Genomic DNA, 16,334 nt, shown 5'->3' with positions numbered 1-16,334 from the left:
TTTCTTGAACTAATTGAAGCTTAAAAGAAAGAGAATAATCTTTTTGGGTACGCTTTGGAAACCCTGTCTTTTCTGATTTTGTCATTATACTACTATTTTAGTGTATCGCTATTTCAGGACGGGACATTCCTAAAACAAAAAAGGCGAATAATATCATAATGGATTATTCGCCTTTTTTATTCATCTATTATAAATTTCAAATAAACCCTTCAAATAAACAAGCACAATTTCTAAAGAATAAAGATTAACAAGGTTAACCATCTAGTCTACAATGGGACTACAACCATTGTAAATCAATAGATTTAATTGTCTAAACAATACACTTTCATTAGGTTTGCAGAAACACAAAACACTATTTATTCTATGAAAACAAAGCACTTTTTTCTTAGTATTTTATTTGCCTTAACGGGGTTCTCACTTTCTGCCCAGAATGGATTACATTTTGACGGTATAAATGATCATATTCAAACAACTTATGGTGGAGTTTTAGGTTCTGCAAATAGAACATTTGAAGCTTGGGTTTACTTAGATGCAGCACCAACTTCTAATAAATGTATTTTAGACTATGGTACAAACTCTGCAGGATCTAGAAATACATTCATGATTTCAGGAAATGGTCAAGTAAGTTTCATTGCAGGTGGTACAAATGGTAACTTAACAAGTGCAAACAACGTAATCACTATTGGACAATGGGCACACGTAGCATTTGTGCTAGAAAATGGTATAGGATATGTATATTTAAATGGAACTCAGATTACAACTGGTAATTTATCTGCAGTAAACACGCCAAGTTTTGGAGACAATTTAAAAATTGGTCAACGTGTTTCTGGAGGAAGCATTCCTTTTGATGGAAAAATTGATGAAGTAAGGGTTTGGAATACAGCACGAACTCAACAAGAAATATCTTCACACATGAACGTTGAATTATGCGGAGCACCACAGGGATTAGTAGCTTATTTCAAATTAAATGAAGGAACAGCAGGTGGTAATAATTCTACGATAACAACTGCGACAAATGAAGTTTCATCGTATAACGGTACATTGAATAATTTCGATTTAACTGGAACTACTTCTAATTGGGTAACTGGAAAAACGCTAGGTTTAGGTTCTGTCATCAACAACATGACCATAAATGAATGTACTGGATTTTCAATCACAGTAGGGCCAAATACATATAATTCAACTGGTATATACTCTGACACTCTTTTTGGAGGCTCAATCGAAGGTTGTGATTCAATTATCAATTTAGATTTAACAGTTGCTACAATTTCAAATTACACACAAACAGTTACATTATGCCCCGGTGAATCATTAACAGTGGGAAGTAACACCTATACAACTGCAGGGAATTATATCGACACATTGTTTGGAGCTTCACCTGCTGGATGTGATTCAATTGTAGCTACCGATTTATCTTATACAACACCGTATGATGAAACATTCACAGTTTATGGATGTAATAATTACTACTGGGATGTAAATGGAGAAACATACACTTCTTCAGGAACACACACCGAAGTATTTCAAGATATAAATGGATGTGATTCTACGATTACAATTGATTTAAATGTAGTACCATTAACAAATACAGTTTCAATGAATGAACATGGTGTTTTAAAAGCAGATCGCTCAAACATTAGTTACCAATGGATTGATTGTGATACTGAAATGGAAATTCCTGGAGCAACAAATCAAGAGTTTGAACCAACATACAACGGAAGCTTTAAGGTTGTTCTTGATAACGGAGACTGTACAGACACAAGCATCTGTTTAACAATCGACAATGTCAGTGTAAAAACATACGACAACAATGCATTTTCAATTTACCCAAATCCATCTAATGGAAGTTTTAAAGTTGAATTTAATTCAGCTTTCACTGGAGACATCAACGTAACAGATGTGTCTGGTAAACAGATTTTCAATGTAGAATTGAAGGATGATAAATTCACAAATTTCAACTTAAAAAAGCTTGAGAAAGGAATTTACTTCATCAACATAATCTATGACAGTGGTGTGATAAGTTCAAAAAAGATTATTATTAAATAGCTACACAATTTACCTTTTCATAAGTAGATAGAGGAAACGGGTCAACTCATTTAATTGGGGGCCCGTTTTTTTGTAGCTTAAAAAAGGGGGGGGGCTATGTAAATCTGAGAACTGAAAAAACACTATAATGTCACAGTCAGCATCTAAAAAGACAGCATTAAAGAATAATTAGTTTTAAGAATGACATAAAACAATCACCCTCCTATAATTCTTTCACGAAATCAGCGATTAAATGAATGATATTGTTATACGCAGAAAATGTCAATTCATCATAAGTATCATAAATATCATGATAATTTTTATTTGGCCCCATTGTATAAATGAAAAATGATGGAACATTCTTCAGGTGGAAGTGATAATGATCACTATTTCGTGTTTCTCCACGAGCTTTCACTTTTGTTAAATATTCTTTTTCAGCATTGATACTTTCCAAAAGTTCAAATTCCTCTTTATGAATACGTCCATTAACTGCAGTTATTCCCTCTTCTCCACTTCCCATGATATCTAGGTTAAGTAAGAATTTTATATCGGAAAGGTCGATCTCTGTATGCTCTACAAAATATTCTGAACCAAGTAAACCTGCCTCTTCACCTGCAAAGGCAATGAAAAGCATATTGTATTCACTTGGATTTTCAACAAAATAATCAGCCATAGAAACCAACATAGCTGTACCACTGGCGTTATCATTTGCTCCTGGGAAATAGGTGGAAACTTCTGTTCCCATTCCACCTAAATGGTCATAATGAGCAGTAAATACTATCGTTTTAGTATTTTTTGTTTGTTTTTTAGCTGGTAAGTATCCAGCTACATTTCTACTTTCAAAATGAGATATCATTTTAGCATCAACTTCTGCCGAAATATCTTCGTCAAATGATAACAATCCAGGTTTAACATAAAACACGGGGTTTTTAAACTGCTCCCTACCAACAGCCCACATCAATTTTTGATTGCTTACATAAACCAAAGGACCAATTGCAGATAATTGATTCAACTGGAATGTTAAATGCCCTTCATTTTGCACCGGAGATGAATCGAAATCAACATAAAACCCGTTTTTATCGCCATTTAAAACTTCATTCAACTTAGTGTTTCTATAACCTTCATCATAAAGGATCGTTGAATCAATGAGCACTAAATCAAGATCTCCTTTAAAACCACCAGATGACGGGTCGATAAGAAAGTCTTTACCAGGCGTTAGGACTCTATCTTTCGATTTTAATTCAACTTTATGGGGAAAGGTATTTACACCAAAAGAAAATGACTGGAAATAGGAAGTATCACCAAAATAAGGTTGTAATCCTGATTTTTGAAACTCATCTTTTAAAAAATCTGCTGCTTTATTGACTCCATTGTGCAAATATCCTCTTCCATAAAGTGAGTCACTGCACAGCACCTCCGTAATTCTTCTAGCCTTATCTTCTTGAGAAAAAACCAAAAACGGAAGTATGATTCCAATAAATAGAAGCAGTTTAGTCCACATACCTACGTGTTATAAAATGTGCAAATTCATCCACTGTTGAACTATCATTTTCCCATTCATTTTGAGCAGCAATTTCACTTAGTTTTATTAACGCAGCTTCGTTACTTCCTAGTTCATCCAACTGACCAATTGCAGAATTATAAGCATTCGAATCTCCTTGAAACAGTTCACTAATAAATTGCAAACGATCATTTAATCCAATAGCTCCATTAAGAGAATTGATTTTTGAAGTTCCTAATTTATCGCCTCTCGCCTCTTGATTATATTTAGAGAATCGTTTATAAAACATTGCTGTTTTATCATTATCAATACCCTTTTCTTCAACAATTGTATCTTCAGTAACCTCTTCCTTTACTTCCTCTTCAATGATTTTTTCTTCTACCTCATCATGTTGAGGAGTTTGGATATCTTCTGCTTTAGACTCTTCGATTGCTGACTCCTCTTCTCTGTTAGATTCTACAGGTTCAGGTTTTTCAGTTCCAAATCCACCAGAAAAATCGAATTGCACTCTACCTTCGTTATCAGTTGGCGTTTCTGTTTCAACCGACTCTATAGCTTCAGGTTTTGATTCTTCAACAGGCTGAACAGTTTCTGCCTCAGGTGCTACTTCAATTTCTTCAGCAACATCCTCTACAACCTCCTCTTCTACTGACAAATCAGAACTTAGTGATTGCTCAGTTTGTCCACCGTACACATCTTCTTCCTTTGCTTTGTAGTTCAGAACTATCGCTCTTTCGTACAGTTTTCTTGAAAGCGTTTCAAACTCTTCTAATTCCTCTTTAGACAATTTAGCTGTCATAAGTTGTTCTGTAAGTTCTTTCAACCTTAAACTAATGGATTGAAGTGTATCGTGAGAAGTCATAAAATGATAAAATTATTTGTTGTTCAAATTTAAATAAAAAGACAACACCTTCTTCCAAATGATGAAAGAAGGTGTTAACAAAATTAAAAGTAAATCGATTATAGTGTACCTCTCAAGGCTTGTTCACGCTCGATTGATTCGAATAATGCTTTAAAGTTACCAGCACCAAATCCTTTTGCTCCCATTCTTTGAATAATTTCGAAGAATAAAGTTGGACGATCCTCAACTGGCTTAGTAAAGATTTGTAATAAATAACCTTCTTCATCAGCATCAATCATAATTCCTAATTTTTGAAGTTTATCAATATCTTCTTGTAATTCGTGATCAAACTCACCTAATCTACCTGGTACTAAGTCATAGTAAGATTGTGGCGGAACAGATAAAAACTCTACACCTCTACTACGTAAATCCGCAACTGTTTTTAAGATATCGTCAGTGGCTACTGCAATATGCTGAACTCCTGGTCCTTCATAAAAGTCAAGATACTCTTCAATTTGAGACTTCTTGTTTCCTTCTGCTGGCTCGTTAATTGGGAATTTAATACGACCATTTCCGTTTGACATAACTTTTGACATCAATGCAGAGTATTCAGTGTGAATCTGCTTGTCATCAAATGATAGGAAGTTAACAAACCCCATCACATCTTCGTACCATTTTACCCAAGTATTCATTTCATTCCAACCAACATTTCCTACCATGTGATCAATGAATTTCAATCCTGTTGGCTCTGGGTTATAATCTGATTCCCATTTTACGAATCCTGGCAAGAAATCACCTTTATAGTTTTTACGCTCAACAAACATGTGAACAGTTTCTCCGTAAGTATAGATACCTGCACGAACAACTTCTCCATGCTCATCAGACTCTACTGTTGGCTCCATATAAGATTTTGCACCACGCTTTGTAGTTTCTTCGTATGCTTTTCGTGCATCCTCTACCCATAACGCAACGATTTTAACACCGTCACCATGCTTCTTGACATGCTCACCAATTGGGCTATCACTCTTCAAAGCAGTTGTAAGTACAATTCTAATTTTATCTTGTTTCAAAACATAAGAAGCTCTGTCTTTCACTCCTGTTTCTAAACCGGCATATGAGTGTGATTGAAATCCAAATGCTGTTTTATAAAAGTGAGCCGCTTGTTTGGCATTTCCTACATAAAACTCAACATAATCAGTTCCTAACAACGGTAAGAAATCTTGAGCTCCCTCAAATATTTTCTCTAAACCGTATTCTACATTCTTTACATCTTTTGCCATTGCAATATTATTTTGATTTTTATTTTATCCTTATTTATTAATCTTCCAACCAACTGTAAGCGTAATCTGGATCACAGATATCTAAGGCCGCTTGTGTTAATTGTAGTGGTTTGAAAGTATCCACCATTACTGCTGTTTCACCAGTCTCTTTTTTACCTATACTTTTTTCCATCGCTCCTGGGTGTGGTCCATGAGGAATTCCCATTGGATGTAAGGAGATAAATCCTTTTTCAACATGATTTCTTGACATAAAGTCTCCATCCACGTAGTACAACAACTCATCAGAATCTATATTACTGTGATTGTAAGGTGCTGGAACTGCCTCTGGATGGTAGTCATACAAACGAGGAACAAATGAACAGATCACAAAATTGTGCGCTTCAAAAGTTTGATGAATCGGAGGGGGCATATGAACCCTTCCTGTAATTGGCTCAAAATCTTTTATATTAAAAGCGTATGGAAAGTTATATCCATCCCAACCTACAACATCAAATGGATGAGAAGCATAAGTCACATGATGTAAAGCGTTTTGTTTTTTAATTTTCATCAAAAACTCTCCTTTTTCATCATGAGTTTCTAATTCACTTGGCGCTCTGAAATCACGTTCACAAAATGGTGAATGCTCCATCAGTTGACCAAACTTATTTCTGTATCTCTTTGGCGTGTACATTGGAGAAAATGACTCAACAATAAACAACCTGTTGTCTTTTCCATCAAAATGAATCTGATAAATAATTCCTCTTGGTACAATTAAATAATCTCCAGGTCCAAAAGGTATATTTCCCAACATCGTTTTCAGAGTTCCTGTTCCTTCATGAACAAAAATCATTTCGTCTGAATCCGCATTTTTATAAAAATAATCTTCTGTTGAATCTTCAGGTGCAGAAAGGGCTATATTCAAATCGTTGTTGAACATTACAATTTTTCTACTTTCTAAATAATCCGCCTCTGGATTTACTTTAAATCCGTTCAGCATTTGACTTGTCACAGACTTCTCCAAAGCAGCCTTCGGCGTCAAATCAATTGTTTCTCCAACCTTTTTAATCATAGTTGGACGATGAACATGATACATCAATGATGCTGTACCGCTAAAACCTTCTGTTCCAAAAAGTTGCTCATAATGATATCCACCTTCTTCTTTTTTAAAAGTGGTGTGTCTTTTATGTGGTATCTTACCAAGTTTCGTATAAAACGGCATAAAATCGTTTTTTTGTTATAAAATAAGTTGAAATATTTAGGCAGGCGAGTCAACAAGAATGAAATCACTCTGGATTGCGTTTCAATAAAGCTTTTCGTTTAGATTTAACTCTTCCGAATACGTTCATATTATGGACTTTTCTTATTTCTACAAATATACGAAATTGAATTACGAATTACGAATGATTCAATTATGAATTTGAATTTGTTTGGGTGGTAGGCTTTAAGCTTTAGGCAATATGCAGTGTGCAATATAGCGTATAGCGAACAGCCTACCGCCTTACACCAAAATAAAAATCACCTAACTTTAATTCTTTAGTCGTAGCAAGTCACTATATTCGCATTTAGAAAAAAAGTAAGCTATGAAAAAGATATTGGTTATCGGTGCAGGAGGTCAAATTGGTACAGAACTCGTGCTTTTATTGGAAAGTAAATTTGGAAAAGATGCTGTAATCGCTTCTGACATTAAAGAAGAGTGTCCAAAAGCCTTAAGTGACTCAAAATATATTCCTTTAAACATATTGGATAACGATAAACTTACTTCAGTTGTAAAGGAAGAAAAAGTAACAGATATCTACTTACTTGCGGCATTATTGTCGGCAACAGCAGAAAAAGACCCTAAATTTGCTTGGAAACTAAATATGGAAGGACTGTTCAATGTACTTGAATTGGCAAAAGATGGCTTAATCAAAAAAGTATTCTGGCCAAGTTCAATTGCAGTGTTTGGACCTACAACTCCGAAAAGAGACACTCCACAACGCACGATTATGGAACCAAGTACAGTTTACGGAATTTCAAAACAAGCTGGAGAGCAATGGTGTGCATGGTACCACGAAAAGCATGGAGTTGACGTAAGAAGTATTCGCTACCCTGGATTGATTTCTTATTCAACTTTACCAGGTGGAGGAACAACAGATTTTGCAGTGGATATTTTCTATCATGCTAAACACAATGCAGAATACACTTCATTTGTGGACGACAAAACTATGTTGCCAATGATGTTTATGGACGACGCAGTAAGAGCAACTGTCGAATTAATGGAAGCTCCAGAAGAAAACATCAAAGTTCATAGCTCTTATAACCTAGGTGGAATTAGCTTTACACCTGAGGATTTAAAAGAAGAAATTCAAAAACACATTCCTGATTTCAAGATAAATTACGCACCTGATTTCAGACAAGATATCGCCAACTCTTGGCCGCAATCAATTGATGACAAAAATGCCCAAGAGGATTGGAATTGGAAACATGAATTCGACTTACCAAAATTGGTGGATGTGATGTTGAAAAATGTTGATCCAAAGTTGATGTTTGACAAATAGCAACAGCTATGTATTGAACAATCTAGCCTTAATTAGGTTATTGTTCCATTGAACAAATTTATCTTCCAGCAAAAAACACACTAATTTGTGTATTTTAGCAATAGTATCATTCTAAATAAATTACAAATGTTGTATAAAGAAAACGAACTCAAAATAAACAATAGCCTTACAGGTGAAAAAGAAGTATTTGAATCAATTTTAGATGGTTTTGTAGGACTTTACGTATGTGGACCAACCGTTTACAGTAATGTTCACCTAGGAAATTGTAGAACTTTTATTTCTTTTGACGTTGTTTATCGTTACCTATTGCACTTAGGCTACAAAGTTCGTTACGTAAGAAATATTACTGATGCGGGACATTTAGAAAATGACGCTGAAGAAGGAGAAGATAAAATTGCCAAAAAAGCAAGATTGGAACAACTGGAACCAATGGAAATTGTTCAACAATACACTTTAGATTTCCATAAAGTATTGGATCAATTCAACAATCTTCCTCCAAACATTGAACCTACAGCGACTGGACATATCATCGAACAAATTGAAATGATTATGGACATTTTTGACAATGGATTCGCTTATGAATCGAATGGTTCAGTATATTTTGATGTTGAAAAATACAACGAAAGCAATAATTACGGTGAACTTTCGAAACGTAAAATTGAAGATTTAGTCTCAGGTACCCGAACACTAGATGGTCAAGATGAAAAGAAATCTCCTTTAGATTTTGCACTCTGGAAAAATGCCAAACCAGAACACATCATGAAATGGCCTTCACCTTGGGGATTAGGTTTTCCTGGATGGCACCTTGAATGTTCTGCAATGAGCACAAAATATTTAGGCGAAACTTTCGATATTCACGGAGGTGGAATGGATTTAAAATTCCCACACCACGAATGTGAAATCGCACAAGGAACAGCAGCTACAGGAGAAAAACCTGTCAACCATTGGATGCACGCCAACATGCTTACTTTAAACGGTAAGAAAATGAGTAAATCGACTGGAAACACTTTACTTCCTGATGAACTTTTCTCAGGAAACAATGACGTTCTTGGTCGTGCTTATGATCCTATTGTTGTTCGATTCTTTATGATGCAAGCGCATTACGCAAGTGTGTTAGATTTTAGCGCTGAGGCTTTAAATGCATCCGAAAAAGGATTCAACCGATTAATGGAAGCAATCCAATCCTTGAAGGAAATCACGCCAAAAGGAGATTCTTCAATTGATGTTGATGCGTTAATTGGTAAGTTTTACGCTGCTATGAATGACGACTTTAATACACCAATTTTAGTTTCACATTTATTTGAAGCAACTAAATATATTCAAGGAGTTAAAGCAGGAAAAGAAACAATTTCGTCAACTGATTTCGAAAAACTAGACAAAGCCATGAAAGCTTTCACTTTTGATGTCCTTGGTTTAAAAGAAATCACTGAAGAAAAACAAGATAACGGAAGTCTAGACACCGTGATGGAATTGGTACTTCAAATGCGTCAACAAGCCCGTGAAAACAAAGACTGGACAACTGCTGATGCAATTCGTGACAAACTAAAAGAAGCAAATATTGTTGTTAAAGACGACAAAGACGGTGCGAAGTGGGAAGCACAATAAGCGATTTAAACTTGAACAATTTATATTGCAAAAAAATACTCAAAAGATAACACACTAGTAATCTTTGCTTTAAAAATTATTTTAAAATAAATCATTTGAAATGTTTTGAATTCAATAAAATGTCCGTATATTTGCAACCCGTTTGGATACGGAAGCGCAACGCAAGCGCATCGAATTAGATAAAATTTACATAAAGATATATTGCGGGGTGGAGCAGTTGGTAGCTCGTCGGGCTCATAACCCGAAGGTCATAGGTTCGAGTCCTGTCCCCGCTACTAAAAACCAGAGAGAAAATGAGAGCGAAAGCGAACATTATCCTCTGGTTTTTCTCTTTGCACTCATCTCTCACACTCACTCTATAAAATCAATGCAGAAATTATTTTATTAAAAGGAAATCTATTTCTGATTTTATCAGATCAAGTCTAATTGTTAGGCATTAGGCATAAATTTCTGATAATTTAAAAAAGTGCTACATCTCACCCACAAAAATCATTGCCCTTGTTGAAAGATGTTAAGAATCATCCACCCTTCTCAATCAACTTAAAGGAACCTTTTTCTTACAAAATTCAACACCTTTAAAAGAAACCAATACCAACTAAAATCTTTAATCCTTTTACTCGAGTCTACCCAATACAAACTCAGTCATAACAAGTTTTTAACATGATCAGACCACCTGTTAAATAAGTTTCTTAACCAAACAATATTACCGTGTTTTTCAATAAAAAAACATTATGATTTATTTAACAAACTTTAAGTCGAATCAAAAACAAATCCATACAACTCTCACTTACACACACTTACACACGTGTGCAGGCTGACATTAATTATACCTTCACTCTAAAAAACAGGCCACGAGTACATAATATTTGGCAACTGTGCCAACTTATGTAATTTTGCAGCCGTTAATCAACCAATACATAAAAATTTAATTGGTCAATAACACCAAATTCATGAGTAATCTTCGAACTACAAGAACTGTCATTTTAATCCCGCATTACAATAATTTAATTGGATTAGAAAAATCTATTAAATCCGTATATCATTCTAAAGGAATCGACATTTTAATTGTAGATGACGGAAGTAGCCCTTCACAAGTTCCTGACTTGTTGAAATTACAAAAAATTGCGGCAAAAAACACAACTATCAAAATTGTATTTTCGAAAGAGAACAAAGGAATCGCAACTGCATTAAATATAGGCCTAGACATTATATTAGATTTGGATCAATACGAATTCATTGCTCGTCTTGACTGTGGTGACACCTGCGTGGCAAATAGATTTTTCCTACAAGAAAAATATTTAGACCAAAACTCAAAAACTGCTCTGGTAGGTTCTTGGGCAAGATGGATTGATCAAGAATCAAAAAATGAGCTTTTCAAATTTAAGCCACCTATCCATCATAAAAAAATCAAACGAATGATGTCTGTGCGATGCAACTTCATTCATCCGGCTGTAATGTATCGCACGTCTGTGGTTAAAGAAATAGGAAAATACCCAGACAACTATGAAGACGCTGAAGACTATGCTTATTTCTTCAATATTTCTAAAAATTACGAAACGGCAAATATCCCTAAGTTTTTGACTAATGTGGACTATAACACAAAAGGGATTTCAGTAGAAAACAGGAAAAGTCAAAACAGAAGTAAGTTAAAAATCATTCGCAACTTTGGCAAAACGGACATATTCCAAATTTATGGTGTATTTTATAATCTCGCATTACTTATAGTACCCGCAAAGTTTGTTTTTTCATTAAAGAAAAAGGTTTTTTCATAAATGACTATCATCCACATAGTCGAGCCTTTTGCAACTGGGATAAACACCTTTATTCATGAGTTGGTTGCCGGTATGCCAAATGATCAACACATCATTATACACGGGGAAAGAGATGATAATCGCAAACTACAATCTATAATGGATGAATATGGCGATAATGTAAAATTTGTTCGCTGGAAAAATGCTCAAAGAGAACTAAGATTCCTAAAGGATTTAAAAAGCTTTTTAAGTCTGAGAAAACTTTTAAAAAACAACCCTTTCGACATTATTCATCTTCATTCTTCAAAGGCAGGTGCAATTGGAGGTTTTTGGAGTTTTATCAAAGGGAGGAAAAATGTTGTTTATACTCCAAATGCTGTTTCCTTTTTAAGGACTGATGTTCCTCAATATAAAGTGAAAATATTCAAATTTATAGAGCAATGCATTAGTAGGTTTGGGGTTAACATCGTTAGCTGTTCACCTTCAGAACATCAAGCATATAAGAAAATTGGAATTGAATCTAGAATCATTCGAAATGGAGTAACGATTGCTCATAACAATGAAGAAAAACCTAAACAAGCAAACAAGGTTTTCACTGTAGTGATTAATGGTAAAATTACAACTCAGAAAAACCCATCTGTTGTAAATGAAATCGTGAAGCATTTTGAAAACGATGCCTCAATTTCATTTAATTGGATTGGAGATGGTGAACTCAGACATATATTGAATTCAAGTAAAATCAACATACTTGGATGGTGCAATAAAAAGGAAGTTTTCAATCATTTAGAAAAAGCAGATCTTTTTCTCTCAGCCTCGTTATGGGAAGGTTTACCGCTTTCATGCATTGAAGCAATGTTCTTTAAACTTCCTTTATTATTGAAACAATCTGTAGGAAATATAGATTTAGTAAACGAAGGAAAAAATGGATATACTTTTAATACAGTGCAAGAAGCCGTTGAGCATATCAACATCCTTAAAAACAATCCTCAACAACTAGCATTGATGTCTGAAAATGCAGAAAAAACATACGAAAACTACAGCAATTATAGATGTGCTAAGGAATACAGAGATTTATATAATGAATTAATTCGTGGTAAAACAAAATAATGACCAAATCTAGACTTGTCATATCACTACTCATTGTCTTACTAGCAATGCATCTATTGCCTTTAATGTACTTTACAGGAATATTTACTTTGCTGATCTTTCTATTCGTTTTAACCCAAGGCAATCTTAAGGAAAGAATCACTTTATTAGTCAGGAACAAGTCATTCTGGATGCTGTTAATTCCTTTTCTTATTTATGCTCTTTCTATGGCAACATCTGAAGATCTACATAGTGCTTGGAAGAGTTTAGAAATAGGTATTTCACTTCTCATTTTTCCTATCATCATTGGATTAATCAAGATTGAAAGAAAAGACATTATAATATTTCTAAAAAGCTTAGTATTTCTTGTTGCTTTTTTGCCCGTCTTAGGATTTATACAACAATACTTCACATACCTTGAGGTTCAAGATACAGGGTTATTTTATAATGACAATTTGGTGTCGATTCTAGACAAACAAGCAGTCTACTATGGTTTTTTCATCAATGTGGCACTTCTTACCTTATTCATTTTATGGAAGAAAGGAGAAATTCGGAATACCAGCACAAAAATTCTTGGAGTAACTTCTTTCATTTTACTCGTCAGCACCCAATATTTATTGGCAAGTCGTATTGCAATTGCCTTAACAGTTTTAATGATCCTTGCTTTTGCAATATTGTTTATGATCAGCTTTCTCAATAGAATTCAGGTCCTCATCTTCGCTACAGGTTTTATTGTTTTGGCATTTGTAATGTTATTTTCTTTTCCTAAAGTCCTCAAAAGATTTCAAAGTATTCAACATGTGGAATACAGATTTGACAACCCAAATCCAATCAACCACTTTAATGGAGAAATTAAAAAAGAAAATTGGAATGGTCTTAATACACGCCTTGCAATTTGGGAATGTTCAATCGATGCAATACAATTGAAACCTATTTTCGGACACGGTATTGGCGATGGACAACAAGAGCTTTATAATATCTATGAAGATAAGAACTTCATTTTAGCAAAGTCTAGCAATTATAACACCCACAACCAATACCTACACTTTGCTTTGATCGGTGGAATTATTGGTTTCTTGGCTTACTTAGGTCACCTACTCTACTTTCTACGTATTTCTCTAAAAAAGAAACACTGGTTACTTTTTGGATTTATATTCATTTATCTAATTACCGGTTTAACAGAGAACATTCTTGGTAGAAATCAAGGGGTAGTTTTTATCAGCCTCACCTTAAGCATTTTGGTCTATTTTAGTCCTGAATTATCAAAAAAAATTAAGCAATAATGAAAACAATCTACCAACATACAAAAGCAATACTGCTATCGCTTACAGTGCTTAACTTAGCAATTCACCTCGCAGGTTTCTATTATGGAACGCAACTTTTCAACTTGTTTTCAACTTTTGTTATTTCAGAATTATTACTCTGTATTATTTACCTCATCATCACTGTTTACAAGTGGATTAATGAAAATTTTCACAATGTTGAAACTGAGCAAATAAAACTTTCTAAAGAGATCACAAGAACAAATAACAGCACAATTGATAGGATTGAAAAGTTAGAAAACGATATTCTACTCAGCAAAAAAGCAACAAAAGAGAGTTTTACGAATTTTAAAGATATAATGCTCAACAAAATAGAATCAGAGCAAATGAAGCTTTCTTCAGACATCACAAAAACAAATAATAGTACTCTAGAAAGAATTGAAAAATTAGAAAATAAAAATCTAGAACTGATAAATAAATTGGAGTTTGAAATCCTTGATAGACTAAAGCATACTCAAGAAAAAAATACAACGGCTATTTTAGATGCGGTTAATTCACTAAAAGAACAAGCTAATAAAAACGACATATTTAATAAAAAAGAGCTTATAGCAATAGTAGAAATATTGGGTAGAATCAAAAAATTGTCTGAGCATTCTATTCATGAAATTGCAATGAATTATGAACTTCTTAAACACATAACATCAGAAGTCGACACTAAAACACATCAACTACTATTTGAATTCACTAAGGCAAATACTGAAAACAATTCTTTGAAATTAGGCATTGAGTCTACAAATCAGAATATAGATAAGAATAAAGAGGAAATTAGAAGTTTAAAAACGATTTTCAATAAAGAAATAGAAAAGCTTAATCAGAGCTTCATTCACCAATTGAATTCAAAAGAAGATGAGTTGTCATTGATTGTAGACAAAATTCACAATACGATTGACTTATTTAAAGAAAAAATAAACTCTTCAACATTTGATTTTCACTCATTAAAACAAGACATTGAACAATATAGATCTGATTTAGAATTAGCCATTGAAAATCATTTTTCACATCATAGTCAAAACCAAAAAAATCACTTTGATTATCAAATAAGAAAACAGCTTAACATTATTTATGACAGATTAGATGCTTTAATTTCAATACATGAGACTATAAAACCCATTGCTCCTTTACCTATTATGCACGATTGGAGAGTTAGTTCAGACTTTGCACATGCAACATTATCAACTCTTTTAGAAATAGGAAAAGGTTCAGTAATTGATATTGGAAGTGGTATTTCTACAATATTAATGGGCTATGGAGTTAAACAAAACGGTAATGGTAAAGTTATTTCTCTGGAACATTCATTGGAGTATTATAAGAAAACAAAAGCGCTAATTAAGTTTCATCAACTAGAAGAATACTGTGAATTATATTACTGTCCATTAATTGAATACGATATTAATGGGGATAAATGGTTATGGTATGATATCTCCAAGATTTGCTTTCCAAGCGACATATCATTGGTATGTGTAGATGGCCCTCCTGGAATCACACAGTATATGGCCAGATATCCCGCACTCCCCCTATTAATAAAACACTTAAATAATGATACGGTCTTATTTTTAGATGATGGCGATAGAGATGAAGAAGCAAAAATAGCATCAAAATGGGAAACCTCTTTCAAAAGAAAAAAGATAAAACATTCATCACATAAAGGATATTTCACTTTAAAAATAATAGAAAATGAATAGCGTCATAAACGGCTTTTTTGAGAAAACATTTGTTTTGAATATGTCTATTGAACAAGAAAAGTTAGCTCAAATAGAAAAAAAAATGAAACATGTAAATATAGACTATACCATTTTTAATGCTGTAAACGGAAGATCGAAGGAATATGATAAAATATGGGAATTATATACAAAACGTCCAAAATCAACTTACCTTGAAAAACAGTATAGAAAAAAATTCATTGAGAGTCGAGGAGCATTTGGTTATTTAAAAACAATGGAAGCACTAATTAAACAAGCTATAAAATTTAAGTATGATAACATTCTCATATTTGATAATGACTGTTTGTTTGATAATGATTTTGATCGAAAAGCAAAGAAATTTATACAAAAGATTAATTCAAAAAATTGGAAAGTAATACTTTTTGGAGCTTCTGATTATGGAATCTCAGAAAGAGAAGTATCGACTCCTTATTATTCGCCAATAAAATTAAAGACATGTGGTTCATTTGCGATTGGAATTCATAATTCATGTTACAAGGATATTTTAAGAGAAATCCAAAAAATGGAAACTCCATTTGATAATATGCCATTAGGCCAGATATATGAGAAATATCCAGAAAATTGTTTTGTTGCCTTTCCAAATATTGTAATTGCCGATGTATCAAATAGCTCAATTAGATCATCAAGAAATCTTAAGTTACATAGTGAAAAAATGAAGTGGAAACTTGATAATTTTAACTGCTAAA

At 33.6% G+C, this 16,334-nt stretch carries 12 protein-coding genes and 1 tRNA gene; 9 read left to right on the top strand and 4 right to left on the bottom strand.

Features of this window, described 5'->3' with window-relative positions:
• Positions 1–363: 363 nt before the first annotated feature.
• On the top strand, positions 364–2,046 hold the full coding sequence (locus DXU93_RS03260) for a LamG-like jellyroll fold domain-containing protein (protein WP_116879804.1): 1,683 nt from the start codon (positions 364–366) through the stop codon (positions 2,044–2,046).
• Positions 2,047–2,248: 202 nt separating this feature from the next.
• Here the strand turns inward: DXU93_RS03260 and DXU93_RS03255 are convergent, their stop codons facing one another.
• The 4 genes from DXU93_RS03255 to DXU93_RS03240 form a co-directional block, all read right to left on the bottom strand.
• Positions 2,249–3,526: a M28 family metallopeptidase gene (locus tag DXU93_RS03255; protein ID WP_116879803.1), complete on the bottom strand. Its 1,278-nt coding sequence runs from the start codon at positions 3,524–3,526 to the stop codon at positions 2,249–2,251.
• A complete protein-coding gene (locus DXU93_RS03250) occupies positions 3,516–4,388 on the bottom strand; it encodes a hypothetical protein (RefSeq protein ID WP_116879802.1) in 873 nt (290 codons plus the stop codon). Before DXU93_RS03250 ends, DXU93_RS03255 begins: the two co-directional genes overlap by 11 nt.
• 98 nt (positions 4,389–4,486) lie before the next feature.
• Entirely contained in the window at positions 4,487–5,647 is a 1,161-nt protein-coding gene (gene hppD, locus DXU93_RS03245) for a 4-hydroxyphenylpyruvate dioxygenase (protein WP_116879801.1), read from the bottom strand.
• A 37-nt stretch (positions 5,648–5,684) separates the two neighbouring features.
• Positions 5,685–6,845 (bottom strand): homogentisate 1,2-dioxygenase, encoded by a 1,161-nt coding sequence (locus DXU93_RS03240; protein WP_116879800.1) that lies wholly within the window; start codon positions 6,843–6,845, stop codon positions 5,685–5,687.
• A 361-nt stretch (positions 6,846–7,206) separates the two neighbouring features.
• On the opposite strand from DXU93_RS03240, the gene DXU93_RS03235 reads away from it, so the two are divergent.
• The 8 genes from DXU93_RS03235 to DXU93_RS03200 all read left to right on the top strand — a co-directional run bounded on the left by DXU93_RS03235 (position 7,207) and on the right by DXU93_RS03200 (position 16,333).
• Positions 7,207–8,163: an NAD-dependent epimerase/dehydratase family protein gene (locus DXU93_RS03235; RefSeq protein ID WP_116879799.1), complete on the top strand. Its 957-nt coding sequence runs from the start codon at positions 7,207–7,209 to the stop codon at positions 8,161–8,163.
• Positions 8,164–8,289: 126 nt separating this feature from the next.
• Entirely contained in the window at positions 8,290–9,768 is a 1,479-nt protein-coding gene (cysS, locus tag DXU93_RS03230) for a cysteine--tRNA ligase (RefSeq protein ID WP_116879798.1), read from the top strand.
• Positions 9,769–9,970: 202 nt separating this feature from the next.
• Positions 9,971–10,043, top strand: a tRNA-Met gene (locus DXU93_RS03225).
• A gap of 675 nt (positions 10,044–10,718) precedes the next feature.
• Complete coding sequence (locus DXU93_RS03220; protein ID WP_123776029.1) at positions 10,719–11,540, top strand: glycosyltransferase; 822 nt, start codon at positions 10,719–10,721, stop codon at positions 11,538–11,540.
• Positions 11,541–12,626, top strand: a complete 1,086-nt coding sequence (locus DXU93_RS03215; RefSeq protein ID WP_116879796.1) for a glycosyltransferase — start codon at positions 11,541–11,543, stop codon at positions 12,624–12,626.
• Positions 12,626–13,888, top strand: a complete 1,263-nt coding sequence (locus tag DXU93_RS03210; protein WP_116879795.1) for an O-antigen ligase family protein — start codon at positions 12,626–12,628, stop codon at positions 13,886–13,888. Before DXU93_RS03215 ends, DXU93_RS03210 begins: the two co-directional genes overlap by 1 nt.
• Positions 13,888–15,609, top strand: a complete 1,722-nt coding sequence (locus tag DXU93_RS03205) for a class I SAM-dependent methyltransferase (RefSeq protein ID WP_116879794.1) — start codon at positions 13,888–13,890, stop codon at positions 15,607–15,609. The genes DXU93_RS03210 and DXU93_RS03205 overlap by 1 nt, the downstream gene beginning before the upstream one ends.
• Positions 15,602–16,333, top strand: a complete 732-nt coding sequence (locus DXU93_RS03200) for a glycosyltransferase family 25 protein (protein WP_116879793.1) — start codon at positions 15,602–15,604, stop codon at positions 16,331–16,333. Before DXU93_RS03205 ends, DXU93_RS03200 begins: the two co-directional genes overlap by 8 nt.
• Position 16,334: the final 1 nt, after the last annotated feature.

The organism is Brumimicrobium aurantiacum (assembly GCF_003402975.1).
Taxonomy (GTDB): Bacteria; Bacteroidota; Bacteroidia; order Flavobacteriales_D; family Crocinitomicaceae; genus Brumimicrobium; species Brumimicrobium aurantiacum.
This window is presented reverse-complemented; position numbering and strand designations above follow the sequence as displayed.